Below are 26,672 nucleotides of genomic sequence, written 5' to 3'. Positions count from 1 at the left end.
GCCCATGCGTAGGGTCATCCTGCACGGCCGCCTGAAGCGCGAGTTCGGCCCGGAGTTCCGGCTCGACGCCGCGACGGTCGGCGAGTGCATCCGCGGGATCGGCGTCCAGGTGAAGGGCTTCCTCGAGGCCCTGAAGCAGGGCTCCTACGAGGTGATCCGCGGCGAGCGCCGGACCGGGCTGCGGCTCGGCGAGGAGGACATCAACACGCTGCGCCTCGGCCAGGCGGACCTGCACCTGGTGCCGGTCGCGGCCGGCCGCGCCAAGGGCGGCGCGCTCAAGGCCATCCTGGGCGTCGCGCTGGTCGGCGTGGCGATCTTCGCCTCAGGCGGCACGCTGGCCGCCCCGCTCGCCGGCCTGACCTCGGGCGGCATGTGGGGCTCGGTCGCGGTGCTGGGCCTCGGCCTCGCGGTCTCGGGCGCGGCCCAGATGATGACGAAGAAGGAGTCCTCCGACACCGGCAAGAAGGAGGACAGCTTCGCCTTCTCCGGGCCGACGAACGGCACCGAGCAGGGCACGGCCGTGCCCCTCATCTACGGCCGCGTGATGTGCGGCTCGATCGCGGCCTCGACCGGGCTGGACGTCGAGGACATCGCGATGGGCGCGAGCCCGGACGGCACCGTGACCAAGATCAACGAGGACGGCTCGGTCACGACCTCGATCAAGACCGGGCAGACGACGGGCGACACGAAGGGCGGCTTCTAAATGGACGCGATGATCGAGGACCTGCGCGCGCTGGAGTCAGTCAGCGCTGACGTGAGCGGCTCGGGCGGCGGCAGCTCGGCGAAGCTCGGCGGCTCGAGCGCGGGCAAGTCGGACGCCTCGAACACGCTGCGCTCGGACGCCAAGGCGCGCCTCGTCGAGGTGCTGGGCGAGGGCGAGATCGTCGGCCTGGTCAACGGCGCGCAGTCGATCTTCTTCGACCAGACCTCGCTCCAGAACGCCGACGGCACCTTCAACTTCGTGGGCGTGACCTGGCAGGAGCGGCACGGCGAGCCCGAGCAGCCGCCGCTGATCGGCATGGCCTCGTCCGAGACCACCTACTCGGTCGGCGTCGAGATCAAGAAGTCCCAGGAGCCGCCGGTCCGGACGATCGCCGACGAGAACGCGACCTCGGTGCGCGTCGTCTGCCAGATCCCGACCCTCGTGGTGCAGAACCCGAAGAACGGCTCCCTGCTGCCGAACGACCTCGACTACATGATCGAGATCCGCCCGAACGGCGGCCAGTGGACCGAGGTCCACCGCGAGCTGCTGCTCCAGCAGAAGACCACCTCGCCCTACGAGCGCGCGAGCGTCGTCAGCCTGCCGCCGGGCGGCCACCCCTACAGCCTGCGCGTGCGCCGGGAGAGCCCGGATCCGACCGTCGACTACATGCAGGCCGGCCTGATCTGGGAGAGCTACACGACGATCGTCGAGGGGCAGTTCACCTATCCCCACACGGCACTCGTGGCCCTCGAGCTCGACGCCCAGCAGTTCGGCGGCTCGATCCCCTCGCGCTACTACGACGTGAAGGGCCTCATCATCCAGGTGCCCTCGAACTACGACCCCGAGGCCCGGACCTACACGGGCTTCTGGGACGGCACCTTCAAGCGCGCCTGGACCAACAACCCGGCGTGGATCTTCTACGACCTGCTGACCAACGACCGCTACGGCCTCGGCGAGTTCATCGACGAGACCAAGATCGACAAGTTCGGCCTCTACGAGATCGCCGGCTACTGCGACGAGCTGGTCGCCGACGGCAAGGGTGGGCAGGAGCCGCGCTACACCTTCAACGGCGTCATCAACTCGCGCGACGAGGCCTACAAGGTCCTCCAGCAGATCACCGCGGCCTTCCGCGGCATGGCCTTCTGGTCGGTCGGCCAGGTGTTCGCGGTCGCCGACAAGCCGGCCGACCCGGTGAAGCTGCTCGCCCCGGCCAACGTGATCGGCGGCCAGTTCAAGTATTCCCGCACGGCCAAGAAGACCCGCAACACGGTCGCGATGGTCTCGTGGAACGACCCGGAGGACTTCTACCGGAACGCCATCGAGGTCGTGCAGCACGACGAGGGCCTGGACAAGTTCGGCTGGCGCCAGACCGACATCCAGGCGGTCGGCTGCACCTCGCGCGGGCTCGCGCACCGGATCGGCGCCTGGACGCTCGACACCGACTACACGGCCACCGAGAGCGTCGAGTTCGAGATGGGTCTCGACGCGCTCGCGGCCGACCCGCTGCGGCCCGGGCACATCGTGGCCATCGCCGATCCGCGCAAGGCTCAGACCCGCATCGGCGGCCGAGTGATCTCGCACTCGCCCTCGCGGCTGAACCTCGACAAGGCCTTCGAGCCGACGGCCACGGCCACCTACAAGATCTCGGTGGTGAACAAGGCCGGCGTCATCGAGACCCGGGGTGTGATCGGCTGGGAGCAGGGCAACGTCACGGCCGTCCTCGACGCCGAGCTCGAGGGCGAGATCGCGCCCGGCGCCATGTGGGCGATCTCGAGCACGGATGTGGCCCCGCGCCAGTATCGCGTGCTCTCGGTCACGGAGCCGAAGAAGAACACCTTCAAGGTCGCGGCCCTGTTCCACGACCCGACGAAGTATGCCCGCATCGAGCAGAACGTCTTCCTCGCGCCGCCGAGCTACGTGCGGCCGTCGACCAAGATCCTGCCGCCGGTGAACCTGAAGGCGACCGAGACCCAGACGTTCCGGGACGGCCTGCCGCACATCGAGGTGCTCCTGTCCTGGACGCCGGCCTCCGACTGGATGAGCAACGCCTACAGCGTGCTCCTGTCCGGCCCGGACGGCGACGTCGACATGGGCGTCACCTCGAACCCCTCGATCACGCTGCCCGACCTCAAGGCTGGCGACTGGACGGCCTCCGTGACCGGCCAGGGCCAGGGGAAGCGCTCGGCGCCGGCCTCGCTCGCCTTCACGGTCGCGGGCTGGGAAGGCCAGCCCGGGCCGGCCGTCGCGAACCTGCGCGTGCGCGGGCAGGACGCCGGCGACGGCGCCTTCGCCGGCAAGGACCTGGTGCTCGACTGGGACGTCACCTGGCCGGACGCCGTGATCCCCTACGCGATCGACTTCGTGGTGCGCATCCTCGACGTCGACACGCAGGAGCTCGTGTCCGACTGGGTCGCGCCCGGCGCCACCTTCACCTACGGCCTCGACGCCAACGCGGCCGACGGCGGCCCGCGCCGCAAGTTCTGGGTCCAGGTCCGGGCCCGGGACGTGCTCGGCCGCGAGAGCGCGCCGGCCACGCTCGTGTGCGAGAACGCCGCCCCGGACGTGATCTCGCCCTCGATCACCACGACGACCGAGAGCCTATTCGTGTCCTTCGACCGGCCGGCCGACCCGGACTTCGCGGGCGTGCTCGTGTGGCTCGAGCAGGCCTCGGGCTTCGACCCCGCGGCGACCAAGCCGGCCTACGACGGCAACTCCACCCTCGTCTCGTTCAAGGTGACGCCCGAGACCTTCTACTTCGTCCGGGTCGCCGCCTACGACCAGTTCGGCAAGCAGGGCCTGAACGTCGGCCCCGAGCAGAAGGTGTGGGTGTCGAACCGGATCATCGACACCGACGTGCCGGGCGCGCCGACGGGGCTGAAGCTCGAGACCGCGGCCGAGACCGCGATCGACGGCACCCTGACGGCCGTGGTGCGCGCGAGCTGGGACAAGAGCGGGTCCGAGAACCTCGCGGGCTACGAGGTCGAGGTCGCGGTCGAGGGCGGCACCTGGGTGCGCGAGCGCGTCACCGACCCGGCCTGGGAGCGGCACGGCCTGGCGCCCGGGCAGACCTACGCGGTGCGGGTGCGGGCCTACAACGGCTCGGACACGGTCGGCACCTGGTCGGACCCGGTCGCGATCGTCGCCGCGGTGAACGAGACCGCCCCGGACCCGGTCACGGGCCTCGCGGTCGTCGCCGCCTTCGAGACGGCCGTGCTGAGCTGGGTCGACCCGGCCCAGGCCGATCTTGCGTATGTCGAGCTGTTCGCGGCTGCTGCCCAGAATGCGCAGCGCGCGTCGCTGGGGCGCGCCGTCGCGGGCGCGCAGACCTTCATCGACAAGACGCTGCCGGCCGGCCAGACGCGCTTCTACTGGGCGCGCACGGTCAACACGTCCGGCACCCAGAGCGAGGTGTTCGCTGGCCCGGTGCAGGCGGTCTCGCCGGTCATCACCAAGGAGCAGATCGCCGGCCAGATCCTGGACCAGACCTCGTTCGCCGACGGGCTGACGGCGATCGGCGTGGTCGACACGCTGCCGGCGCTCGCCGACTACGACGGCCCGCTCGTGCTGCTGCTCAAGACCGACGGCAAGCTCTACCAGATCGAGGACGGCAAATGGGAGCCGGTCGTGGGCAACACCACGGCAGGCGGCATCGTCGGGCAGATCAAGGGCACGCAGATCGAGGACGGCGCCATCTCGACCGAGAAGATGGCCGCCAACTCGATCGACGCCGACCGCCTGGTCGCGAACTCGATCACGGCCGGGCTGATCGCCGCCGGCGCCATCAAGGCCGAGGCCCTGGCCGCGGGCGCGATCACGGCCGACAAGATCGCCGTCGGGCTGTCCTCGGGCAACCTGCTGTTCAACGCCGACTTCCTGGGCGGCGTCTCGGGCTTCGCGCTGCACGGCGCCTCCGACGGCGTGGCCCCGGCGATCACCGCCTCGACCACCTTCGCCCCGCCCGGGATGGGTGCCGCGCTGGTCGCGCGCGCCGACACGCCGGCTGCCGGCGCCTACGCGGACCTGGTGCTGGAGCGCCGGCTCCCGGCCGGCTGGGACGAAGCCTACCCGGTCGCGCCCGGCCAGCGCTACGAGCTGTCGGTCTACGCCTCGATCACCCGCGCGCAGGCGCAGGTCATCCTCCTGTTCCTCGACGCCTCGCGCCAGCCGCTCGCCGCCGCCTCGGGCGACGTGCATGCGGCCGCCCCTGGTGTCGGTCCGCTGGAGACGATGGCGCGCGTGGGCGTGTTCGGGACCGCGCCGGCCGGCGCCGCCTTCGTGGTGCCGGTGCAGCGCGCGATCTGGATCGGACAGGCCGCTCCGCAGGTCGCTTGGACGGGCCTCTACCTGGGCAAGGCGCTGGCGAACCAGACCGCGTTCGCCCCGTGGGTCGCCAACGCCTCGACCGTGATCGACGGCGGCTCGATCGCCACCAACTCGCTGTCGGCCGACCGCATCGTCGCCGGCACGATCACCGCGGACCAGATCAAGGGCGGGACGATCACCGGCGACCGCATCGCCGCCGGGACCATCACGGGCGACAACATCAAGGCCGGCTCGATCCAGGCCGACCGGATCCGCATCGGCGGCGAGGTCTCGCTCGCCTCGTGGCTCGGCGGCCCGGACGCGACGCAGATCGACGGCGGCCACATCGCGGCCAACTCGATCGCCGCCAACACCCTGAAGATCGGCGCGCGCGGGCTCCAGACGGTCGGGCTCGACTTCTCGGCCGACAAGGAGGACGCCACGCTCTCCTGGAGCGCCGGCACGATCCTGTTCACGGGCGACGACGGCCATGCGGTCGCCGCGGCCGTGGCCTCGGGCAGCATCGCCACGGGCGGCAAGCACGCCTTCGCCTGGTGGAGCCGGGCCCAGCAGGGCGTGGTCCAGGCCGGGCTGGAGAACTATGCGGCCATCCTGGCAGACCCAGATGCTGTGCTCCTGTGCTCCTATGACGGCTTCGCCGGCCTCAACCCGATCTACGGCGGCACGATCATCGACGGCTCGCGCATCAACACGGGCTCGATCACGGCCGACCAGATCAAGGCGGGTGCCATCCAGGCGTCGCACATCGCGGCTGGGGCGATCACGGCCGAGAAGATCGCCGCGGGCGAGGTGACGGCCGACAAGCTCGGCGCCGGCACCATCACCGCGGACCTGATCTTCCTCGGCTCGGCCAACTTCCAGCTCGACGCCCGCAACAAGCTCATGCGGATCGTCGCCAACAACGGGGTCGAGCAGGTCTCCATCGGCAACGTCGGCGTCTTCGAGGGCGACGGCAAGACCGAGATCTTCGGCATGGAGGTCCGGGACAAGAACGGCCAGGCCGTCCTGAAGATCACCGACGACGAGACCTCGCTGGACGGCAGCTACATCCGTAAGGCGACCATCGACGGTGCCTCGATCAAGGACGCCTCGATCCAGTCGGCTCAGATCGGGAACGCGGCGATCACCAACGCCAAGATCGGCGATCTTCAGGTCGATACGGTCAAGATCGCCGGCAAGGCGGTCTCCCAGACCGTCGCGAACGCAGACCCGGGCAAGGTCACGTCGGTGCCCATCGCCGCCCGCGAGCTGACCAGCATCTTCCAGATCCTCGCCTACCGGAAGGGCGATGGCGGCACCCCGCACCCGCAGAACGCGTCGACCGGAGCGCTGACGGTCGATTACTCGGCCGACGGCGGCCAGACCTGGACGGTCCTGCGGGGCGTCGTGAACAGCTTTTCCTACCTCTACTCCGTCTCAGCGGGCGGAAGCTTCCAGTTCATGACGCCGACTGTGCTGGTGTTTTCCTGGGAGCCCAAGCAGATCGGCAACCTCATTCTGCGCGTCACCGACAGTAACGGCGAGCCGAATGTTGGCGACGTCTATCTTTCAGTCACGGAGCTTGCACGATGACCGAGAAGCGCGACTACATCACGCCGGCCGAGGCCGTGCCCTACGACGAGACCGGGCGCATCGTCGGCTACCGCTTTCAGGGGGTCGGCTTCACCGAGGACGAGCAGGAGCGTGGCATCCGCATCCTGTTCGGGGACGGCGGCTGGTGCATGCAGACGTTCACCTCCCGACGCTACGTGGATCTCTCGGGCGCCAAGCCAGTGATCCAGGACCGCCCGGAGTTCGAGGGCCGCTTCGACCGCCCGATCCTGCCGGCCGGCGAGGAGGCGACGCTCCCGGATGTTCCGGCCTGCACCATCACATTCGCCGGCCCGGTCTCGGGCACGCACGAGCACGAAGGCGGCGACCTGAAGATCGGGTTCACCGTGCCCGGCACCTACGCGATCCTGTTCGAGGCGTTCCCGGTGCTGCCGGCCGCCCTCACCCTCACCGTCACGGACTAGAGCCGGCGGCAACCAGGCGTCGCCCGCTGTGGGCGCCGTATTCGAGAAGTGGATGATCCTGAAATGACCAGTCCGAATGATTATGTGAGCTATTACACCTACGATCTCACCGGCAAGATCCACGCGACCGGCAGCACGCTACGCTCTCAATACGATGAGATGGTTGCGAGCGGCATGCTCGTTGGGATCGGAGTGCCCAAGCACATCCCTGTTTCGGGCTACTTCCCCAACAACGAGGTTTCGCAGATGGTCGACCTGTCGGGCCCTGAGCCCGTTCTCGTCGATCGCCCGACCTACGACGGTCAGTTCGAGCCCGAGACGCTGAAGCGCGGGGAGACGGCGACCCTTCGTGATGTGCCGCCAGGGTTCGCCACCTATCGGACGGCCGACTACTCCGATTTCGACTACGGCAGCACCTTCGCAGGCGGCGATTACGTCCTCACCGCGCGGGTCGTGGGTCGCTATGCGGTGATCGTCAGCGACACCTTCCCGATCCTGCCATTCGTCCGCTTCGTCGACGTCACGGAGTAAGCCATGATCCACGGACCCGCCCTCCCGGACGCGCGCGAGCGCGCCAAGGCCATCGTCGCCGCCCACTACGAGGGGCTCGCGCATCAGGACGTGCCGGCTGGCCGGCGCGCCATGTATGTCCGCAAGGCCGAGCAGGCGCGCTTGGTCGTTGAGGGCGGGTCCTCGCCACTGATCGAACAGGAGGCTCGACTGCGGCGCATCGACTCGGCGACCCTCGCCCAGTCCATCCTCGACCGCGCGAACGGTGCCGGTGACGCCCTGGAGCTCCAGCGGATCGCCCTCAACGTCGAGATCGAGCAGTGCGAAAGCCACGCTGCCATCGTTCGGCTGCTCGCCCGACACGGAATGGCCTTCGCCTCATAACCGGGGGAGGGGTGTTCAGAACGGGGCGCTTCGGGCATAATAAGTCACTGCTTACTCACCCCGTTCGGGAGATCTCGCAATGCCTGAAATCCCTGACAGCGGGCTAGCCGTGCTGATCGCCAAGATAGAAGTCCTCACCGAGAAGGTGACGGAGGCACGCGACGAGCTGAAGGAGACGAGCCGGGAGCTGACCAAGGTCAAGGAGCAGCTCCAGGCCACCTCCTTCGAGCTCCAGCAGACCAAGAACGAGCTGGCCTCGACCAAGACCGAGCTGACCACGGCGAAGGTCGAGATCGAGGCTCTCAAGAAGATGATCTCGAATTACCGCGCCGGCGCTGCCGCGATCCTGGGCCTGGGTGGGCTCATCGGCTGGCTGCTCGCCACCGTCACGGGCGTCACCGGCATGGTCAAGACCTGGGTCCATTGACCCGGATAGTCAGTCAGCACTGACTTATCACATGAGAGAGGAAGCTATGTCCCTGTCCCCGTCCGCCGTCTGGTCCTGGCTCAAGGCCCAGTTCGCCAAGGTCCCGCTCGCCGTCCAGCTCCGCGACGACTGGGTGAACCTCATCAAGAAGACCTGGAGCGTCCGGTTCTCGCTGCTCGCGTCGCTGCTCGCGGCCGTCCAGCTCGGCATGCAGGCGCTCCTCGAGAACCCGCCGATCGACAACAAGGTCTTCGTCGCCCTCTACATCCTGGTCAGCGCGGCCGCCGGCTACTCGCGCCTCGTGACGCAGGACGGGATCACCCCGTCCTCGGTCTCGGGCGGCGAGCAGTGAGCCGCCTGACGAAGCGCACCGTGCTCGGTGGTCTGGTCGCCACGGCCCTCGGGGTCGCGGCGATCAGCCAGGTGGGCACCGAGGAGGGTCTGCGGCTGCGGACCTACAAGGACACGGTCGGGGTCAACACCTACTGCTACGGTGAGACCAAGGGTGCCGTGTGGGGCGCGACCTACACCAAGGCGCAGTGCGACGCGCTGCTGCTCAAGCGGATCGACGAGTTCGCCAACAAGGTCGAGAGCTGCGTCAAGCAGCCGATGACGGACAAGACGGAGATCGCCTTCGTCTCGTTCGCCTACAACATCGGGCAGGCCGGCTTCTGCAAGTCGACCACCGTCCGGCTCTACAACCAGGGCCGCAAGGTCGAAGCCTGCAACGCCATGATGGCGTGGACGAAGCAGAAGGAGCTGATCGGGCGGCGCACGCGCGAGAAGAACCTCTGCCTCGAGGGGGTGAAATGAGCAGTCTGCTCCTCACCCTCGCCAACGGCTGGACCGCCTTCTCGATCCTCGCGACGCTCTCGGGCATCGCGGGGATCGCGCTCATCGCGCTCGCGGTGTTCGGCACGACCTTCCTGCCGAGCTTCATCAAGCAGCCGCTCATCATCGCCGGCATCTGCCTGATCGTGGGCGGCGCCCTCTACCAGGCCGGGCAGGCGAAGGGTGCGCACCTCGCCTTCGAGCAGGAGGCCAGCCGCGCGCTCGACGCCGAGACCAAGCGGGCCGACCTCGCGGAGGCCCAGAACAAGCAGCAGGCGGCGCAGGCCGCGAAGGACCTCGCCGCCGAGAAGGCGGACAACGCCAAGCTGAAGGAGCTGAACGATGTTCTGGCCAAGGACAAGGACCGTGATCGCGAGTGCGTTGATGGCGACGTCGCTCGGCGCCTGCGTAACCTCTAACGCGCCGGCCCCGCTCACCGGGACCAGCATCCGCGTGACGCTGCCCGCGGCGCCCGACGGCGTCCAGGGCTGCCTCGCGCGGGCCTTCCCCGACATCCCGGACCGGGCCCTCTCCAAGGCCGACGTGGTGCGGATCATCGGGGAGGCGAAGGTCCTCGACCGGGCCAAGACCGCTTGCGGTCAGCGCGCCGTGGACTGGATCAACGCCGTGCGCCGGGATTATGCCCGGTAGCCAAGACTTCCCGGTGCCATCGGCCTGTATTTAGATATTAGTATTAGACTACTACTGATTATCTACATACAGGGCGATGGCGTTGGGCATCCGGGGTAGGAAGCGCTCCCGAGCCTCTGGATCGCCGGCTCCTCCTCGGCTATGATAAGTCACCACTGACTTACCGATGCCGGCTCTGCCCGGCCACAGGAGCCCCGAATGGCCGGCAAGAGCACCTACCTCGAGAACGCCCTCCTCAACTGGCTGCGCGGCACCGCCTTCCCGGCCCCGCCCGCTGGCCTGTTCATCGCCCTGTTCAACGGCGACCCGACCGACGCCGGCACCGGCGGCCAGGAGGTCACGACCGCGGTTCGTCCCGACGGGCGCGTCGCCGCGCCGTTCGGCGAGCCGGCCAACAAGACCATCTCCAACTCGGCCATCGTGGACTTCGGCAACGCCGCGGGCGGCACCGATGTGACCCACTTCGCCGTGTTCTCGGCCGCGGCCGGCGGCACCATGCTGGAGTCGGCCCCGCTGACCGGCGGCAAGCAGACGATCAACCCCGGCAACCCGGTGAGCTTCCCGGTCGGCGCCCTCGCCATCACCGAAGACTAAGGTCTCCGGCTCGTGCTCCCCAGCGCCTACACGGCTGCCGCAAGCCGTCGCTACTACGGTGGCGACCGCTTTGCGCTGTCCGGGTCCGCGCTGGGCCGGGCGAGCCTCACCGGCCGCCTCTCGATCACCAGCCGGGCCGACAACCTCGCGGGCGTCGCCGCCGGCCGCACGAGCATCCGGGCGAACCTCTTGACCATCGCGCCGCTGCACGGGACCGCCTCGGGCCGCAGCACGATCACCGGCCGGCTGCGCTCCTCGCTCAGCGACGACATGCACGGGCAGGCCGCGGGGCGCACGAGCGTCGCCGGCTCCCTCGTCGTCGGCAAGCGCCTGGTCGGCTGGGCTTCGAGCCGGTCGAGCGGGGAGGGGACGCTCCACATCGGCAAGCCGCTCAGCGCCACGAGCGCCGGCAAGAGCCAGGCGGCCGGCGCGCCCAGCATCGGGCGGCTGCTCGCGGGCGAGACCGCCCAGGGCACCGGCTCCGCGACGGGCCGGCTTCTGGTCGAGCAGCTCCTCGCCGGCACGATCGTCGGCACGGGTGCGGCCTCGGGCGAGCTGCGCACCGATACGGCGCTCAAGGGCACGCTGCGCGGCTCCAGCACGGCCGCCGGCGCCCTGGCAGTGGGCAAGCCCCTCGCGGGCGCGACGCACGGCTCTACGAGCCCCGCTGGCGCGCTGCGGGTGGCGAAGGTTCTGGGCGGCCACCCCGCGGGCGCGGGCCGCCTGACGGGCCACGAGATCATCGCGAAGGCGCTGAAGGGCAAGGCCGCCGGCAAGGCGACCGTCACCGGTCAGCTCGGCGCACTGGCGACCTACAGGCTCACCGAGGACGGCGACATCCGCCTGACCGAGGCTGGCGACCTTCAGCAGGTCGAGAACGACGACAGCAACTAGGCTCCAGGCAGAGGATCGAACGGTGGCAAACCGCAAGGCGAGTGAGGAGCCGCAGGCAACCGCCCTGGGCTCGGCGGACTTCTGGGCCGCGGTCCAGAGCGGCCGGGACGTGCAGATCAGCGTGGGCCAGATCCTGGCCTACCTGCGCACGGTCCTGGTCACGGCCGACATCACCGACCTGGCCGGCAAGCTCCAGGCGATCAGCGACACCGCTGCCGGCGACACGGCTGCGGCCAAGGCTGCCATCGAGGCCGAGCTGGGCACGGCCGCGCGTCTCGCCGCCGGCACGGGTGCCGGCCAGGTGCCGGTGCTCGACGCCAACTCGAAGCTCGACGCCTCGATCATCCCGGCTGTCGCGATCACCGACACGTTCCCGGTGGCGTCCGAGGCCGAGATGCTCGCGCTCACGGCCGAGCGCGGCGACATCGCGATCCGCTCCGACCTCAACAAGTGCTTCATCCTGAAGGTCGAGCCGGCGACGACGCTCGCCAACTGGAAGGAGCTGCTGACGCCGACCGACGCCGTGCTCTCGGTGGCTGGGCTCAAGGGGGCGATCACGGCCGCGGCCCTGAAGACGGCGCTCGCCATCGCGGTCGCCGATGTGTCCGGGCTCCAGGCCGCGCTCGACAGCGTGCGCACCGACTTCGCCGCGGCCGACACGGCGATCCGCTCGGACATGGCGACCGCGCTGGCCGGCAAGTTCGACAAGGCCGGCGGCAACGTCACGGGCGCGACCGACTTCGGCACCCGGCCTACCGTCAACGGAAAGGCCGTCTGGGACGCCGGCAACTTCGACCCGACCGCGAAGGCCGGGCTGGGCGGGGCCGCCTTCACAGGCGCGATCAGCGCGCCGTCGGTCTCCTCGGCGTCCGGCGCCTTCGACGCGCTCACGGTCGGCAACAAGGCTGTCTGGCACGCGGGCAACTTCGATCCGTCCACCAAGGCGAGCCTGAACTCCAACGTCAGCTTCTCGGCGCTCACGGTCTCGGGCGCGACCTCGGTCGCCGACCTGTCGGCCTCGGGGACCGGCACGTTCGCGGCCCTGAAGGTCGGCACCAGCGCGGTCTGGCACGCGGGGAACTTCGACCCCTCGACCAAGGCGAACCTGGCGAGCCCGGCCTTCACCGGCGAGGTGACGGCGCCCAAGGTCACGGTGGCCGGCGCCGGCTCTTTCGGCTCGCTCTCGGTCCAGAACCGCCCGAGCTGGGGCGGTCTGACCCCGTGGGACAGCGGCAACTTCGACCCCTCGAGCAAGGCGACGCTCGGCGGCGACGCGAGCTTCGCGTCCGTGGCTGTGGGCGGGAAGGCTGTGTGGCACGCCGGGAACTTCGACCCGGGCACCAAGGCGACCCTGGGTGGCGCGGCGAGCTTCGCCTCGCTCGCCGTCTCCGCGCGCCCGAGCTGGGCGAACCTGACGCCGTGGGACAACGGGAACTTCGACCCGAACGCCAAGGCGAGCCTCGGCGCGGGCGTCAACTTCGCCTCGCTCCAGTTCTCGGGCCGGCAGACCTACCTCTACACGGACGCGGGCACCGAAAACCTGGTCGTGCGCACGGGCGCGGCCAACGCCTACCGCTACTCGGTGTTCGGCGCCGACGGCTCGTTCACGGCTCCGGGCACAGTCCTGAGCCCGCTCCTGCGCGCCACGGGCGCCGCGGCGGCGCTCCAGCTCGACGACCGGGCCGGCGGCACGGCCGCGACGCTCTACCAGAACGCCAACGTGTTCGGTCTCTTCATGGGTGCCGACGTGTTCCGCGTGGGCAAGGACGGCTCGGTGTGGTCGTCGGCGATCGGCGACTTCGCGAGCGCGCTGCGCAACGCCGGCCCGGACATCTCGGGCAAGTTCGACAAGGTCGGCGGCCAGCTCACCGGCGACATCACGCTGGCCAAGGTGAACCCGCGGATCACCTTCGGCTACACGGCCGGCTTCCAGGGTTACTGGCGCCTCGAGGCCGACGGCTACCTCTACTGGCGCAGCGCGGCCGACGACTCGGTCATCTTCTGGATCGGGCAGGGCGGCGACTTCGGCTCGAAGCAGTTCGGCACAGGCCCGGCGTCGGGTGGCCTGAACTCCCGCATCGAGGACCGGGCGACCGCCTGGGCCCGCTACTACAACTCGATCAAGAACGTCCGTCTCGTGAAGGCCGGCGACAAGACCGCGGTCGACCTGCTTAACGCCACCGGCAACGCCAACGGCACGATCTACGAGCCCTTCGCCGGCGCCGTGGTCACGGGTCTCGCCGCCGACAACTCCTGGAAGCTGCTGAGCAACGCCCGCTGGCGCTACGTCCAGGTCACGGACCCGGACCAGAACTGGGTCACGGTCGCCTACATCAACTGATCCCGAGAAGAAGCATGTCCTACTCAGTCATCGACCACGGCGCGTTCGAGATCTACCAGCCGACCGAGCCGCCGGATGGCATGTTCGTGCCGCCCGGCACCCTGTTCAGCCGCCGCATCAGCGATGGCCTCGACTGGTATAGCTTCTCGCGGAAGGCCGAGAACTGGACCGAGGGCACGGTCCGGGCGATCCTGGTGCCGACGCCGGCCGGCGACATGGTGCTGTCCGCGGTGCGCGACGAGCACGCGATGTTCCCGGGCAACGGGCGCGTGGTCGAGATCAGCGGCGTCGACCTCGACATCGTCGACGTGGACGGCCTGTTCGCCAACAAGGTCTGCAACCTGGCGACCGGCGAGTTCGTCGATCCGCCCAAGCCGCCCGTCACGAAGGTCTCGGCCGCCCAGGCGGTGACGGCGCTGTTCAACCGCGGGCTGCTGCCCCTGGTCGAGAGCATCGCGCTCAACCACCCCTACCCGCCGGTGAAGATCTTCTTCCAGCGGGCCAACGACTGGGAGATCGCCAACCCCTACGTGCAGGCGATCGGCCAGGAGCTCGGGATGGACGCCACCCAGCTCCAGGTCCTGTTCGACGACGCGGCGAAGATCGTCTGATGCGCCGGATCATCGACAGCTTCCGCTACACGGGGCAGCCCCCGTCGGCGTGGCCGGCCTGGCTCGTGTTCCGCAACTACGCCCGGAGCACCGACGGCGGCCTGCTCATCATCCACGGCTTCGACTCCGAGCTGCGGGTCCTGCCCGGGCAGACGCTCGCACTGACGGCCACCCAGGAGATCGCGCTCCTGGCCGAATGACCGCTTGCGTCCTGAAGTAAGTCAGTGCTTACTTATGTGCGCTCGCTCTCTTTCCCCACCGACCCTGGAGTCGACATGAGCACCGCGACCAACACCGCCGAGAAGGCGATCCGCCGTAAGCAGCGCCGCGACGCCAAGCGTCAGGGGAAGGGCACTCAGCACGGTCCGCTCCTTCAACTCGTCGCCGAGAACCGGCGCCCGCAGGCGCCGGCCAAGCCCCGGCAGGCGCCCGTAAAGCCGCTCAACGCCGCCCAGGCGCGCTTCGACGTCTCGATGAGCTCCAACACGCTCACGATCGCCCTGGGCTCGGCCGGCACCGGCAAGACCTGGTTCGCCGCCGCCCGCATGGCCGAGCGCCTGCGCGACGGCGAGATCGAGCGGGTGGTCATCACCCGGCCCGCGGTCGAGGCCGGCGAGAGCCTCGGCTTCCTGCCCGGCGAGCTGGACGAGAAGTTCGAGCCCTACTTCCGGCCGGTGCGCGAGGCGTTCGAGGACGTCCTGGGCAAGGGCTTCACCGAATACCTCATCAAGGAAGGGCGGATCGAGGCGCGCCCGCTGGCGCTGCTGCGCGGCTCCACGCTCAAGGACGCCGACGTGCTGCTCGACGAGGCGCAGAACACCACGCCCGGCCAGATGAAGATGTTCCTCACCCGCATCGGCGAGAACACCCGCGTGGTGGTCAACGGCGACCCGGCCCAGAAGGACATCCCGGGCCCGTCGGGGCTCATGGACGCCGTCTCGCGCCTGGAGCGCGTGCGCAGCGTCGGGATCATCCGGTTCGGCCGCGAGGACGTCGTGCGCTCGGGCTTCTGCCAGGACGTGCTGGAGGCCTACGAGACGCCCGTGGCCGTCGAGCCGGTCAACGACGACGAGCCCGACCACGCCGGCCTGCGGCGCTTCATCGGCGCCGAGGTCTAGGTCAGAAGACCCGACGCTGCGCGACTATAGCGTGAGCAGCACAGCAACGCGCCCGGCCTCGGGCAGCTCACGCGAAGGTCGACGATGACACCGGGACAGGACACGGCAGGGGAGGGGGAGAGACACGTCTTCGGGACGGACCTCCCCCTCGAGGCCTGCCACGACATCATGCACGCGCTGCCCGACGAGTGGGTCGAGCCCGAGCGCTGGCTCATGGCCTCGAAGTGGTTCGACTACCGCTTCATGCACCCGGTCCACGCGACCTACCTGTTCACGGACGCCTACCGCCGGGTCTACCGGCAGATGTATGCCTCGACCTTCGACCGGGCCAAGGCCGACTACGTGAAGGGGATCAAGGCCGAGGATCCGTTCGACCTGGCCAAGCGCAACACCGACCGGGCCGGACTGTGGAAGGCGCGCCAGATGGCCGACGGGCTGTGCATGCCCTACGACCTCTACATCGGCATCGCCATGCACTGGTCCCTGCGCAAGTGCCGCAAGGAATACCTGCCGCGGCCGACGCACCTCTACAACTTCGACCTGCTCACGGCCGTGTCCGACACCTGGACCGACCGGCAGAGCGGCATCCTCTACGTGGCCAAGGACGAGCGCTTCAAGAACGAGCGCTACCAGGCCTCGCCGATCCAGGACGCGCACCACGAGTGGCTGCTCGCCCAGGTGTCGAAGCGCTCCAACATCGTCCACGCCCTCAAGGGCCTGATCTACGACGAGCAGGTGCTCCCGGAGGAGAAGGCCCGGGCGCGCTGGGGCGATGTGGTGATGTCGCGGATCGACGACGTCCGCTGAGAAACCCCGACCTGCGCTCGCTATAGACGACGCGACGCAACACAACACGAGCGAGAGAACGCGAGATGAAGCCCCAGACCCGCCCCGTGATCGAGCGTCGTGGTCCGAGCGCGCCTCGGCAGCCGATGAAGCCGCGCACCTGGAACCACCAGGACGACCTGAAGGCGGCGATCGGCCGGCAGATCACCGTGCATTTCGGCGCGACCACCCGGACCGGGCGGCTCGTCGCCGCCGACCAGTTCACCATCAAGGTCGCCCGCGGAGATCAGTCAGCGATGACTTACTTTAAGGGCAACCTGACGGGCTACGAAATCCTCGAGGCCTGATCCATGACCGCGTACGTCACGGTCGAGGAAGACGACGCGGTCCCCGCGAACCCGGGCGCCTTCCAGTTCGACGCCGAGTTTCAGAGCAAGGTCGCCGCGCTCCAGGTGCGCGACCCGGTCTTCGCGCAGCGCACGGACGGGCTGATCCAGCCCTTCTACTTCGTCAACGAGTCCGAAGCCGTCCTGGTCAAGCTGACCGGGGAATACTTCGCCAAGTATAAGATGCTGCCCGACAAGGTCACACTTGTCAGGCTCATCGCCAATGGCATCGCGAACAAGACCATCCGCAAGGACATGGTCGCCGATGTCAAGGAGAAGGTGAAGGAACTCCTCACCGCCGACATCTCGGACCGCGATTTCGTGGTCGACGAGGTCGCGAGCTTCGCCAAGCACCGGGCGCTGGAGGAGGCGATCCTGGCCTCGGTCGGGGACCTCGACCGGGGCGACTTCGCCAAGATCGCCCAGCGCATCTCGGCGGCGCAGCTCGTGGGCGTGGCCGACGACGCCAGCGGCATCAACTACTTCGACCACATCCAGGAGCGCACCGAGCGGCGCAAGATGATCGCGGCCGGGCTCTACAAGCCCGACGGCATCACCACCGGCATCAAGGAGATCGACGACCTCCTCTACCACAAGGGCTGGGGCCGCAAGGAGCTCTCGGCGCTGATGGCGCCGGCCAAGGGCGGCAAGTCGATGGGCTTGGCCGACTTCGGCAAGTATGCGGCCTTCGCCGGCTTCAACGTCCTCTACGTCTCCCTCGAGGTCGCCTCGCGCATCATCGCGGATCGTCTCGACGCGAACGTGTCGGACACCCTGATGAAGGGCCTTAACGACAACCCGTTCAAGGTGCAGGAGGCCGTCGAGCTCGCGGCCAAGAAGTCGGGCCAGTTCTACATCCACGAGTTCCCGACGGGGACGATGAAGGGCAGCCAGCTCCGGCGGCTGATCGAGCGCTACCGGGCGCGCGGGGTCATCTTCGACCTCATCATCGTCGACTACGCGGACATCATGGCCGCGGAGCACCGCAACGACAATCCGATCCAGGAGAGCAAGTCGATCTGGGTCGATCTGCGCGCGATCGCCTTCGAGCAGAACGCCGCGGTGCTCACGGCCACGCAGACGAACCGCGACGGCGCCAAGGCGACCAGCGTCAAGGCGACCGACGTGGCCGAGGACTTCAACAAGATCCGCATCGCCGACGTGGTGATCGCGATCTCGGCGACGTCCGAGGAGAAGCAGGTCTCGGAAGCCCGCATCGAGTTCGTCGCGCACCGCAACGGCGAAGAGGGCGTCGTGATCCGCATCCAGCAGGACCGGGCCCGCATGAAGTTCCTCTCGAAGGTCCTGGGGGTGAGCCGCTGATGGCCAAGATCACCGTGCTCTGGCGCGAATGCCCGCGCCAGAAGATCAAGATGGACCGGCGCTACCAGCCGCCCGAGCCCTACGAGAGCCAGGCCGAGGTGGATCTGCCCGAGTTCGTGCGCGGGTCCGACGTCGCCGAGATGCTGATCGAGGCCAACGTCGAGAACGATCCCGAGAGCTGGGACGCCTTCGACTACGTGGTCGAGATCCTGGCGCCGGCCCGGATCGCCGGCCGCTACGCCGTCGAGGTGGTGATGGAGCCGCGCTGCGTGGCGATCGAGCTCAACGACGAGGACGAGAGGAGGGCGGCATGAGGACGGGTCGTTTCAGGTTCGTCGAGCGGCGCCGGTTCTGGCTGCCGCCGATCCAGGTGCTCGAGGTCGAGGTCCGCTACCCGGCCGACATCTGGGCCAGCTCCTTCATCCGGGCCTGGATCCTGGCCTCCGGCAGCGACGCGCACGCGATCCAGGCGGCCACGCGCGGCGAGATCCGAGGCACCGCATGATCGACCGCTCGGGCAAGGACTGCATGGGCTACCCGCTGGAGCAGCAGCTCGACGGGTTCACCGACGAGGACATCGGCGCGGCGCGCGTGCTGGCGCGCAACGCCAACTTCCAGTGGGACTGCGTGCTCGAGGATCCGAAGGTCACGGGCCGGCGCTTCCTCGAGCAGGCCCGGACCGTGCGCGAGACCCTCGAGTCCCTCGGCTGGAGGCGCCCGTGAGCGATTTTCAGGAGCTGTCCGAGGAGCTCGACCTGGAGCAGTGGTTCGACCGCGAGGGCCTGGCCTACAAGGGGCCCACGCGCGGCTCGTCGGGCATGCAGATCAACGTGAAGGACTGCCCGCAGGACCACTGCCGGGACGGGCGCTACCGGGTCTACCTCAACGCCGAGTCCGGGATCGGCAACTGCTTCGTGTGCGAGACCCGCTTCAACAAGCTGTCCTTCGTCAACGCCTTCCTGCACGGCGACAAGGACGCGAAGAAGTGGGGCGAGACCCTCAAGCACGTCAAGGCGGCCTGCGTGGAGCAGGGCTGGCGCCCGAAGCGCACGATCACGGCCGCCGTCGAGGTGCCCGACGAGATCAAGCTCCCCGACAGCTTCGCGCTGCCGACGGCTGACGGCCAGAACCTGAAATACCTCGAGAGCCGCGGGATCGGCGTGGAGCTCGCGGCCTACTTCCGGCTGCGCTACTGCGACAGCGGCTGGTGGAACTGGACGAAGGACGACGGCAGCCGGGGCGGCCAGAAGTGGGAGCAGCGGCTGCTGATCCCGGTCTACGACCTCGACGGCAAGCTCGTGACCTTCCAGGGCCGGGACATCATCGGCGACCAGGACGCGAAATACCTGTTCCCGCCCGCGCTGCCCGGCACCGGTCGCTTCCTCTACAACGGCCACAACGCCGTGCGGGCGCGCCGGATCGCGATGGGGGAGGGCGCCTTCGACGTGTTCTCGCTCAAGGCGGCGATCGACGGTGAGAGCGAGCTGCGCGACATCGTCCCGGTCGGCTCCTTCGGCAAGCACCTGTCGACCGGCGATCTCGAGGGCCGCGACCAGCTCGGTCAGCTCCTCGTGCTCAAGGGCTACGGGCTCCAGGAGGTCATCATCTGCTGGGACGGGACGCCCGACGCGCTCGCCGCCGCGGTGAAGGCGGCCGAGTCGATCCGCAAGATCGGGCTGAAGGCCCGCATCGCCCTGCTGCCGCTCGACCAGGACCCGAACGAGGCCAAGCCCGAGGTCGTGCGCAAGGCGCTCTGGCAGGCCCAGGAATACAGCCCGCGGCTGGCCGTCGAATGGCGCCTGCGCAACCCCTACACGGCGCTGCGCCGGGCGAAGGCGCCGCTCACTGCCTGACGCAATAAGTCAGTGGTGACACGAAACACCGACGCACGCTCGCTATAGTCAGCGAGCGAGACACAGACACACGCACAGCAGAGAGGAGCCATGCCGGTCTACCCGATCGCCCTGCGCAAGAAGTCGATGCTGCATCGACAGGGCACCAAGGAATATCACCAAGTGCTGATCGTGAACGGCGAGGGCCGCGCGATCGTCATCCAGCGCTGGGGCAAGAAGAACGCCGAAGGCCAGATGCGGGTGGATGCGTTCCACCACTCTGACGCGGCCGTCGCTGAGTTTGAGAGCAAGGACCGCGACAAGAAGCGGAACGGCTACGAGCACGACCCGGCCCGGGACACCATCGTGCAGTGCGATGACGAGGCCGATTTCCGCAAGAAGCTCGGCATCCTCTACCTGTCCAAGCTCGGCCCGGACAACCTCGAGCACATCGCGCCCGGCGCCGACACGACCGGCGTGCGCACTCCCGATCCGCAACCCGAGTTCGACCGCGACGGGAAGATCGTCCGCAAGGGCTACCAGCCCCGGCACAAGTTCACCGACTTCGTGGAGCCGGCCGGGCCGTCCGTCGCCGACGAGGTCGCCCACAACGAGAACTGGGGGACCTGGTAGATGACGCTCATCAAGACCTACTCGCCGAAGAACGAGGCCCTGATCGTCTGCCCGATCTTCGGGGCCGAGACGCGGCTCGCCGACTGCCTGGAGCTCGAGCAGCAGGTGGCTCGCGGCCGCAAGCCCGACGAGCGGCGCGGCTGCCAGGCCTGCCTGATGTCCTCGAAGTGCCCGGTCTACTGGATCAACCGGGCGATCATCCGCACGGGCGAGGATCCCTACTTCTCGGCCGAGCCGAAGGTGCTCCCGCTCAAGGGTGAGATCCTCGAGGCGGTGCGCCCGATCCTGGTGCGCGACGACGCGGTCAACCGCTACGCGGTCGAGGGCGCCGAAGCCGATGCGATCCGGGCGGCGAACGAGGCGGCCAGTGCCGGCAAGCCCCGGGCGGCCAAGAAGACCGCGGGCGTGAAGCTCGCCGCGGTGAAGCGCGAGGAGTCGGCGCCGGCCGCTGACGACGGGCTGAAGGCGGCCGCGCTGTCGGGCGACCTGTCGGCTGCCGTGACCCGCGCCGTCGCCAGGGCCAGCGAGGCGCCAGCTCCCGCGCCCGCGCCCAAGGCTGTCGCACCGGCACCGAAGCCGCCTGCGGCCGCCCCTGCGCAGCCCAAGCCCACCCCGAAGCCCGCACCGGCTCCGGCCGGCAAGGGCATGTCGCTCCTCGAGATGGCCCGCGCCCGGGCCGCAGCACAGAAGGACCAGGCCGCGTGAACTCGATCGACGTCTACCGCCTCCTCCAGGAGATCGGCGCCACCACCTCGCGCAACGCGAAGGAGGACCTGCTCCGGTCCAAGATCGAGGACCCGACCGTCCAGCGCGTCGTGCAGCTCGCCTACGACCCGTTCATCACCTTCGGCATCACGCCGCCCCAGGTGAAGGGCGCCGGCCGGCTCAGCTTCGACCACACCAGCCCGCAGCCCTGGGTGATGCTGCACCAGCTTTCCAAGCGCGAGCTGACCGGCAACGCCGCCAAGGTCGCGGTCGAGCGCATGCTCGTCGACCTGGAGCCGGCCTCCTGCGAGGTCCTGCGCCGGATCCTGGCCAAGGACCTGCGCTGCGGCATCTCCGAGAAGACCATCAACCTGGTCTTGCCGAATACGGTGCCGACCTTCGACCTGATGCTGTCCAAGGCCTACGAGGAGAAGCGCATCAAGACGTTCCCGGTCCCGATCGAGCCCAAGCTCGACGGCTTCCGGGGCATGAGCCTGGTCTCGGCCGGGGTCTCGAAGGCGTTCTCGCGCGTGGGCAACCACTTCCCGCAGCTCGACTGGGCCGGCCCCTACCTGGTCCAGATGGTCGAGAACGCCCGGGCCAAGGTCCAGAACGCCGAGAGCTGCCCGGGGATGACCGACAAGGTGCGCCGCTTCATCTGGGACGTCCTGGGCGGCGACGCTGGTCCGTCGGCGGCGATCGACGGCGAGGCGGTGTCCGGCTCCTACAAGACGACCTCGGGCGATCTGCGCCGCAAGGACGAGGAGGCGACCGATACGATCCTGAACGTGTTCGACATCGTGCCCTACGCCATCATGCGCGACACCGGCCAGATCGAGTGGAAGGTCCCGCTCAAGATCCGGCGCAAGGTGCTGGAGTTCGTGGTGCGCTGCGCGCCCGAGGGCGCCCCGATCCAGGTGACAGACCTACGCGAGGCGAACTCCCACGAGGAGATCCAGGCCATCTACGCCGAGCACCGGGCCAACGGCCTTGAGGGTGCGATGGTGAAGCCCTGGGACGGCCACTACGTGAAGAAGAAGGGCCACCTCTGGATGAAGATCAAGGGGCAGGAAACGGAGGATCTCCGGATCACCGGCCACTACACCGGGAAGGCCGGCACCCGCCTGGAAGGGAAGTTCGCGGGCTTCGTGGTCGACCGGGCCGGGGTCAGCGTCAGCGTGGGCGGCGGTTTCTCGCACGAGCTGCTGGAGACGATCGACAAGGACCCGGACAGCTACATCGGGCGGCTGATCGAGGTGGAGTATCACGAGGTGACACCGGATGGATCGCTTCGTCATCCCCGCTTCGTAAGGTTCCGGGACGATAAGGACTCGGCTCTGAAGGTCGCCGCTTGACGGTAAGTCAGCACTGACCTACGAAGACAGGATGAAACACTGCTCGAAGTGCCAGTGCTCGAAGCCATTGTCCGAGTTCAACTCGGACAAGTCCACCAAGGACGGCTTCGGGCACTGGTGCGCATCCTGTGTGCGCGAGAAAAACCGGACCAACTACCAGAAGAACAGGGCGGCCAGGATCGCGAAGGCGAAGGCTCGGCACCAGGCTGATCCCGAGGCACACAAGGCCGGGTGCAAGGCGCGCTACCGGGAGAACCGCGAGGAGCGGATCGCCCAGGCCATCGCGGTGCAGAAGGCTGACCCGGAGCGGCGCAAGCGCTACGCTCAGCAGACCTACCGCAACAACCCGGGCTACTACGCCGCCAAGTCCATCTGGCGCTGGGACGCCATCAAGCAGGCCACCCCGCCCTGGGCCGACCGCAAGGCGATCGAGGCCGTCTACGCCGAGGCCCGGCGCATGACCGACGTGACGGGGATCCCGCACGAAGTCGACCACATCGAGCCGCTCCAGCACGAGCTGCTCTGCGGGCTCCACGTCCCCTGGAACCTCCAGGTGAAGACCCGCGACGCGAACAGGAGGAAGGGCAACCGCCTCCTCGAGAAATAGGCAAGTCAGCGTTGACTTACCGTTAGGAGACCCGTAGAACCGTCGGGTGGGACCGACGTGTTCGGGTTTCCTTTCTGTGTGTGTGCGGGGCGGCCTCTCCTGGGGTCGCCCCTTTTTGCAACTTCCGGGAGAAAATTCCAAAATCTTGATCGATTTTCCAACATCCCAGGAAATACGCCAAATTTAGTTGTGGTGTTTCATTTTATACCGAGCGATGCCCTAGCACACCTATCGGTTGAGGCGAGACAATAATTTTTTTACGTTTTATCTACTTGTTTGCAGACAAAACGCAGGCAGGAGGATTAAACCATGAGTGGAGACGTGCCGCGCTATGAGACACCGCGCCCGTTTGACCCGACCGCCCGGTGCTACTGGTATCACTCGATGGTCTTCCCGGGCCTCGAGCGCGTCAAAGGTTCCTGGACGATCGATAATTTCGCCACATACATCGGCGGCTATGACCTAAAAAGTAAGTCAGTGCTTGATGTTGGCACGGCCTCTGGCTACCTCGCGTTCCACGCCGAGCTGGCAGGCGCGACGGTCACAGGCCTCGACGCCTCCTCGACCCACGAGTTCCGGCACTTCCCGTTCGCCGATAGCCTCTCCTACAAGGACATTCGCGGCTACCGGGCGATGTGGGAGCGCGAGAACCTCGTGCCCATCAAGAACTCCTGGTGGCACGCCTGGCACAAGTTCGGCAGCCGGGCGCGCTGCGTCTACGCGCCGATGGCCGAGCTCTACGAGTGGCCCGAGCAGATGTTCGACGTCGTGATGGCCGGCGCCATCGTCGAGCACCTGTCTGACCCGGTCTACGCGATCGGCGCCTGGGCCCGGCTCGCCAGGGAGGCGGTGCTCATCCCCTTCACGGACGTCACACCGCTGGACGACCTGACGATGCGGCCGATCACGCCGCTCGACAACCCGCAGATCAACTACGTCTGGTGGCACCTCTCGCGCGGGCTCTACAACAAGATCTTCGACAACCTGGGCTTTGACGTCCACTACACCCTGGCCCACGCCGACCACCACGACGACGCCTCCGGCACCGTGACCGCGACCCGGCCCTCGATCATCGCGATCAGGCGCGGGACCGAGGCCGCGCGCACCTTCGATGCCTCCTCGCTCGTCGACCCCTGGCGCCAGAACTACGCCGCGGATCCTGAGCCGGCAGCACCCACGCCGCGCCCCCAGAGCCTTCTCAGTCGGCTGCGCCGGAGGTGAGCATGGATGGGCACGAGAAATACGAGCGGTTCCGGCGCATCTTCCAGGCGCCGCTCGACGAGCACCCGAGTGGCGCCTTCCCGATCATCGCCGGCGATCGGCACTTCGATCTGAGTCAGTATCAGTCCGAGAGCGCTGGCGCGAACGTCGCTCAGTTCGACCACATGATCCAACAGCACCCGGACGAGCTGTTCCTGGATCTCGGTTGCGGCCTGCGGGAGAAGACCTACGACAACTGCCTCTACCTCGAGGTCTACCCGTCCAACTCGGCCGACCTGATCGTCGACCCGACGGGCTTCTACCCGATCAAGGACCAGTCGCTCTACGGCATCGGTTGTTTCGCGGTCCTCGAGCACGTCCCCGAGCCCTGGCAGGTGATTCAGGAGATGCACCGGATGCTCAAGCCGGGCGGCTGGGTCATGATCGACTGGCCGTTCCTCCAGCCGGTCCACGGCTACCCGAGCCACTTCTTCAATGCGACGCGCGAGGGCCTGACCTCGATCTTTCAGGACAAGGGCTTCGAGGTCGTCGATGCCTTCACCGGAGATCACCAGACGGCGGCATTCACGGTGCGCTGGATCCTCCAGATGCTCCTCTACCGGCTGCCCGAGACCGAGCGTAAGCGCGTCGCCAAGATGAAGATCCACGAGATCGTGTCGCTCGATCCGCAGGGGCCCGAGTGGACTCACATCGTGAAGGCGCTGCCGCCGGCCGCCCAGTCCGAGCTCGCCTGCGGCAACTTCCTGATCGGCCGCAAGCCCGGCGAGATCGCCGAGGCCATGCACCGGGATGATCCGCCGATCCTGCCGGACGTGCCGCTTCCGGAGTCCGAGCAGGCATGGTCGGGCCGGCGCCAAGGTCTCCTCCAGAGGATCAACCGAGTGCTGGGTCGCTGACCCGAACTGATGCGAATCTCAAGGCGGCCCTCGGGCCGCCTTTTTGCTGTCGAACGCTCGCGACTACGACTCCTTGCCGGGCTCCTCGGTCAAGTAGTGCTTGGCCGCGCGATGATGTCGGCGCCGACATCATCGTGTTCCTCAAGAGGCTTGAGCTTCTTGAACGCCTCTTCGATCATCTCGTGGTAGTCCTCTGGCGCCTTCTCACGCAGATGGGTGGCGAGCACCATGACGCTGATCTGGAGCGCCAGATCTTCTTTCTTTCGCTCCTTCATACCTAGCCCTCAAGTCATTTTCCTGCGACGCATCGCCATGAGCTCGGCCTCGAGCCCGTAGCGACCGTTTACGGCTAAACGCACGAGCTGCCGGAAGTAGCCGCCCGGGTTCTTGATGCGAATCTCACCGCGGCGCGTCTCGTCGTCGTGGAGCTGGGCGACGATCAGCACCAGGCAGGCGGCGCGGAACGCGCCGAGAGATTCGCACGCCTCCGACCAGGCCGACGGGTGCGCCCCGATCCCGCCCCGCATCAGGCGCCCGGCCTCGATGACGTCCGCCGCGGTCTTGAGATTCGCAACCATCTCGGCCGCGACAGGGCAGGCGGCCGCGACGAGCTCGGCGTCGGGCAGACGGATCGGCCCAGGCTCCTCTTGAGAGCCGTTTGCACAAGGATCGGTAGGAGCATCGGGGTCTTGTTCTATGTGCCGGCCGGAATTGCCGGCAGAGGCGGCTTGATAGAAGCGTTCCTCTGCCATGACCTGCAGCTCTCCCCAGGCCTCGAGCACCAGGTCCGGGTCGGTGCCGGCCGCTCGCCGCCTGGGTGTGTCGAACTCCAGGGACTCGCGCGCCGCGAGCAGATCGGAGACCTCAATCTGAGGAAATCGCATTAGAAGCCCGTGGAGCGCCTCGGCCACCGCCCGGCGTCGGACGGTCAAAATCTCGAACGAACGCCGCCGGTGGTCATCTCTCACGGTCGCTTCCATGAGAGCATTCGCCCATTCGCCCTTTCGCGCCACGATCGGGGTCAGGTCGAACCCGAAAGCGTCGATGATCGCCCCACCCGGGGCGCGCACAGCGAAGCGCTTCCCGTTCGCGCTGTCGCGGGGCGTGACGAGCTCCAGGGCGACCAGGTCGCGCAGCCCGTAGCGCAGCGCGCGCTCGGACAGGCCTGTCATCCCGCACAGGTGCTCGTTCGAGGGCCACACCACCAGGCGCTCCCACTCCTGCTCGCCCCACACGGCACAGAGCGCCGACAGGATCGCGCGCAGGGCAGGGCGCAGGCGCAAGGCCTTGGCCGCATCCCGGCCGGCGGCCGCGAGCTCCTTGCGGGAGATCGTTCGCCCGTCCTCGAGCGCACGTCTCCGACCGGCGAGCGCGGCGCGCGTGAGCGGCCGGCCACCGGAATGAACCGTCTCCACCTTCCACCTCCTCCTGGAGGCAAAGCGGGATCGTTCACCCGAGAGGGTGTCATTGACGGCGATCTGGGGGAGGGCTACAAAGAGGTGCGAATCACTTTGTGGCGGCCCTTC

The 26,672-nt window shown here is 68.2% G+C and carries 31 protein-coding genes; 29 read left to right on the top strand and 2 right to left on the bottom strand.

Annotated elements, in window-relative coordinates; translation table 11 throughout:
- The 29 genes from J3A75_RS33575 to J3A75_RS33435 all read left to right on the top strand — a co-directional run.
- A partial coding sequence (locus tag J3A75_RS33575) for a tail assembly protein (RefSeq protein ID WP_209651208.1) occupies positions 1–703 on the top strand: 703 nt, incomplete at its 5' end.
- Complete coding sequence (locus J3A75_RS33570; protein WP_209651207.1) at positions 704–6,598, top strand: phage tail protein; 5,895 nt, start codon at positions 704–706, stop codon at positions 6,596–6,598.
- A complete protein-coding gene (locus J3A75_RS33565; protein WP_209651206.1) occupies positions 6,595–7,041 on the top strand; it encodes a hypothetical protein in 447 nt (148 codons plus the stop codon). The genes J3A75_RS33570 and J3A75_RS33565 overlap by 4 nt, the downstream gene beginning before the upstream one ends.
- A gap of 63 nt (positions 7,042–7,104) precedes the next feature.
- A complete protein-coding gene (locus tag J3A75_RS33560) occupies positions 7,105–7,572 on the top strand; it encodes a hypothetical protein (RefSeq protein WP_209651205.1) in 468 nt (155 codons plus the stop codon).
- Between the two features lie 3 nt (positions 7,573–7,575).
- On the top strand, positions 7,576–7,935 hold the full coding sequence (locus J3A75_RS33555) for a hypothetical protein (RefSeq protein WP_209651204.1): 360 nt from the start codon (positions 7,576–7,578) through the stop codon (positions 7,933–7,935).
- A 79-nt stretch (positions 7,936–8,014) separates the two neighbouring features.
- Complete coding sequence (locus J3A75_RS33550; RefSeq protein ID WP_209651203.1) at positions 8,015–8,362, top strand: coiled-coil domain-containing protein; 348 nt, start codon at positions 8,015–8,017, stop codon at positions 8,360–8,362.
- Between the two features lie 46 nt (positions 8,363–8,408).
- On the top strand, positions 8,409–8,714 hold the full coding sequence (locus J3A75_RS33545; RefSeq protein WP_209651202.1) for a hypothetical protein: 306 nt from the start codon (positions 8,409–8,411) through the stop codon (positions 8,712–8,714).
- On the top strand, positions 8,711–9,175 hold the full coding sequence (locus tag J3A75_RS33540; protein WP_209651201.1) for a lysozyme: 465 nt from the start codon (positions 8,711–8,713) through the stop codon (positions 9,173–9,175). The genes J3A75_RS33545 and J3A75_RS33540 overlap by 4 nt, the downstream gene beginning before the upstream one ends.
- Complete coding sequence (locus tag J3A75_RS33535) at positions 9,172–9,612, top strand: hypothetical protein (RefSeq protein WP_209651200.1); 441 nt, start codon at positions 9,172–9,174, stop codon at positions 9,610–9,612. The genes J3A75_RS33540 and J3A75_RS33535 overlap by 4 nt, the downstream gene beginning before the upstream one ends.
- 34 nt (positions 9,613–9,646) lie before the next feature.
- Positions 9,647–9,844 (top strand): hypothetical protein, encoded by a 198-nt coding sequence (locus J3A75_RS33530; protein ID WP_209651199.1) that lies wholly within the window; start codon positions 9,647–9,649, stop codon positions 9,842–9,844.
- Between the two features lie 198 nt (positions 9,845–10,042).
- Positions 10,043–10,438: a hypothetical protein gene (locus J3A75_RS33525; protein ID WP_209651198.1), complete on the top strand. Its 396-nt coding sequence runs from the start codon at positions 10,043–10,045 to the stop codon at positions 10,436–10,438.
- Positions 10,439–10,450: 12 nt separating this feature from the next.
- Positions 10,451–11,332, top strand: a complete 882-nt coding sequence (locus J3A75_RS33520; RefSeq protein ID WP_209651197.1) for a hypothetical protein — start codon at positions 10,451–10,453, stop codon at positions 11,330–11,332.
- Positions 11,333–11,354: 22 nt separating this feature from the next.
- Complete coding sequence (locus J3A75_RS33515; protein ID WP_209651196.1) at positions 11,355–13,673, top strand: hypothetical protein; 2,319 nt, start codon at positions 11,355–11,357, stop codon at positions 13,671–13,673.
- Between the two features lie 14 nt (positions 13,674–13,687).
- Positions 13,688–14,284, top strand: coding sequence for a hypothetical protein (locus J3A75_RS33510; RefSeq protein ID WP_209651195.1), 597 nt, complete (start codon positions 13,688–13,690; stop codon positions 14,282–14,284).
- Complete coding sequence (locus J3A75_RS33505; protein WP_209651194.1) at positions 14,284–14,484, top strand: hypothetical protein; 201 nt, start codon at positions 14,284–14,286, stop codon at positions 14,482–14,484. Before J3A75_RS33510 ends, J3A75_RS33505 begins: the two co-directional genes overlap by 1 nt.
- A gap of 75 nt (positions 14,485–14,559) precedes the next feature.
- Positions 14,560–15,402, top strand: a complete 843-nt coding sequence (locus J3A75_RS33500; protein ID WP_209651193.1) for a PhoH family protein — start codon at positions 14,560–14,562, stop codon at positions 15,400–15,402.
- Positions 15,403–15,486: 84 nt separating this feature from the next.
- On the top strand, positions 15,487–16,209 hold the full coding sequence (locus tag J3A75_RS33495; protein ID WP_209651192.1) for a hypothetical protein: 723 nt from the start codon (positions 15,487–15,489) through the stop codon (positions 16,207–16,209).
- Positions 16,210–16,274: 65 nt separating this feature from the next.
- Positions 16,275–16,535: a hypothetical protein gene (locus J3A75_RS33490; protein WP_209651191.1), complete on the top strand. Its 261-nt coding sequence runs from the start codon at positions 16,275–16,277 to the stop codon at positions 16,533–16,535.
- A gap of 3 nt (positions 16,536–16,538) precedes the next feature.
- Positions 16,539–17,897, top strand: a complete 1,359-nt coding sequence (locus J3A75_RS33485; RefSeq protein WP_209651190.1) for a DnaB-like helicase C-terminal domain-containing protein — start codon at positions 16,539–16,541, stop codon at positions 17,895–17,897.
- Positions 17,897–18,211 (top strand): hypothetical protein, encoded by a 315-nt coding sequence (locus J3A75_RS33480; protein WP_209651189.1) that lies wholly within the window; start codon positions 17,897–17,899, stop codon positions 18,209–18,211. Before J3A75_RS33485 ends, J3A75_RS33480 begins: the two co-directional genes overlap by 1 nt.
- A complete protein-coding gene (locus J3A75_RS33475) occupies positions 18,208–18,402 on the top strand; it encodes a hypothetical protein (protein ID WP_209651188.1) in 195 nt (64 codons plus the stop codon). Before J3A75_RS33480 ends, J3A75_RS33475 begins: the two co-directional genes overlap by 4 nt.
- Complete coding sequence (locus J3A75_RS33470; RefSeq protein WP_209651187.1) at positions 18,399–18,620, top strand: hypothetical protein; 222 nt, start codon at positions 18,399–18,401, stop codon at positions 18,618–18,620. Before J3A75_RS33475 ends, J3A75_RS33470 begins: the two co-directional genes overlap by 4 nt.
- Positions 18,617–19,750, top strand: coding sequence for a hypothetical protein (locus J3A75_RS33465; RefSeq protein ID WP_209651186.1), 1,134 nt, complete (start codon positions 18,617–18,619; stop codon positions 19,748–19,750). The genes J3A75_RS33470 and J3A75_RS33465 overlap by 4 nt, the downstream gene beginning before the upstream one ends.
- A 90-nt stretch (positions 19,751–19,840) precedes the next feature.
- On the top strand, positions 19,841–20,362 hold the full coding sequence (locus tag J3A75_RS33460) for a WGR domain-containing protein (protein WP_209651185.1): 522 nt from the start codon (positions 19,841–19,843) through the stop codon (positions 20,360–20,362).
- On the top strand, positions 20,363–21,067 hold the full coding sequence (locus J3A75_RS33455) for a hypothetical protein (RefSeq protein ID WP_209651184.1): 705 nt from the start codon (positions 20,363–20,365) through the stop codon (positions 21,065–21,067).
- Complete coding sequence (locus J3A75_RS33450) at positions 21,064–22,422, top strand: hypothetical protein (protein ID WP_209651183.1); 1,359 nt, start codon at positions 21,064–21,066, stop codon at positions 22,420–22,422. The genes J3A75_RS33455 and J3A75_RS33450 overlap by 4 nt, the downstream gene beginning before the upstream one ends.
- 31 nt (positions 22,423–22,453) lie before the next feature.
- Positions 22,454–23,029: a hypothetical protein gene (locus J3A75_RS33445; protein ID WP_209651182.1), complete on the top strand. Its 576-nt coding sequence runs from the start codon at positions 22,454–22,456 to the stop codon at positions 23,027–23,029.
- Between the two features lie 309 nt (positions 23,030–23,338).
- Positions 23,339–24,250 (top strand): bifunctional 2-polyprenyl-6-hydroxyphenol methylase/3-demethylubiquinol 3-O-methyltransferase UbiG, encoded by a 912-nt coding sequence (locus tag J3A75_RS33440; protein ID WP_209651181.1) that lies wholly within the window; start codon positions 23,339–23,341, stop codon positions 24,248–24,250.
- Positions 24,251–24,252: 2 nt separating this feature from the next.
- Entirely contained in the window at positions 24,253–25,146 is an 894-nt protein-coding gene (locus tag J3A75_RS33435) for a methyltransferase domain-containing protein (RefSeq protein WP_209651180.1), read from the top strand.
- Between the two features lie 89 nt (positions 25,147–25,235).
- Here J3A75_RS33435 and J3A75_RS33430 read toward each other — a convergent pair whose 3' ends face one another.
- Positions 25,236–25,421: a hypothetical protein gene (locus J3A75_RS33430; RefSeq protein ID WP_209651179.1), complete on the bottom strand. Its 186-nt coding sequence runs from the start codon at positions 25,419–25,421 to the stop codon at positions 25,236–25,238.
- A gap of 9 nt (positions 25,422–25,430) precedes the next feature.
- Entirely contained in the window at positions 25,431–26,561 is a 1,131-nt protein-coding gene (repC, locus tag J3A75_RS37145; protein ID WP_209651178.1) for a plasmid replication protein RepC, read from the bottom strand.
- Positions 26,562–26,672: the final 111 nt, after the last annotated feature.

This window comes from Methylobacterium sp. PvP105 (assembly GCF_017876975.1).
Taxonomy (GTDB): domain Bacteria; phylum Pseudomonadota; class Alphaproteobacteria; order Rhizobiales; family Beijerinckiaceae; genus Methylobacterium; species Methylobacterium radiotolerans.
The sequence above is the reverse complement of the archived record's forward strand: the minus strand, read 5'-3'. Positions and strand labels throughout refer to the sequence as shown.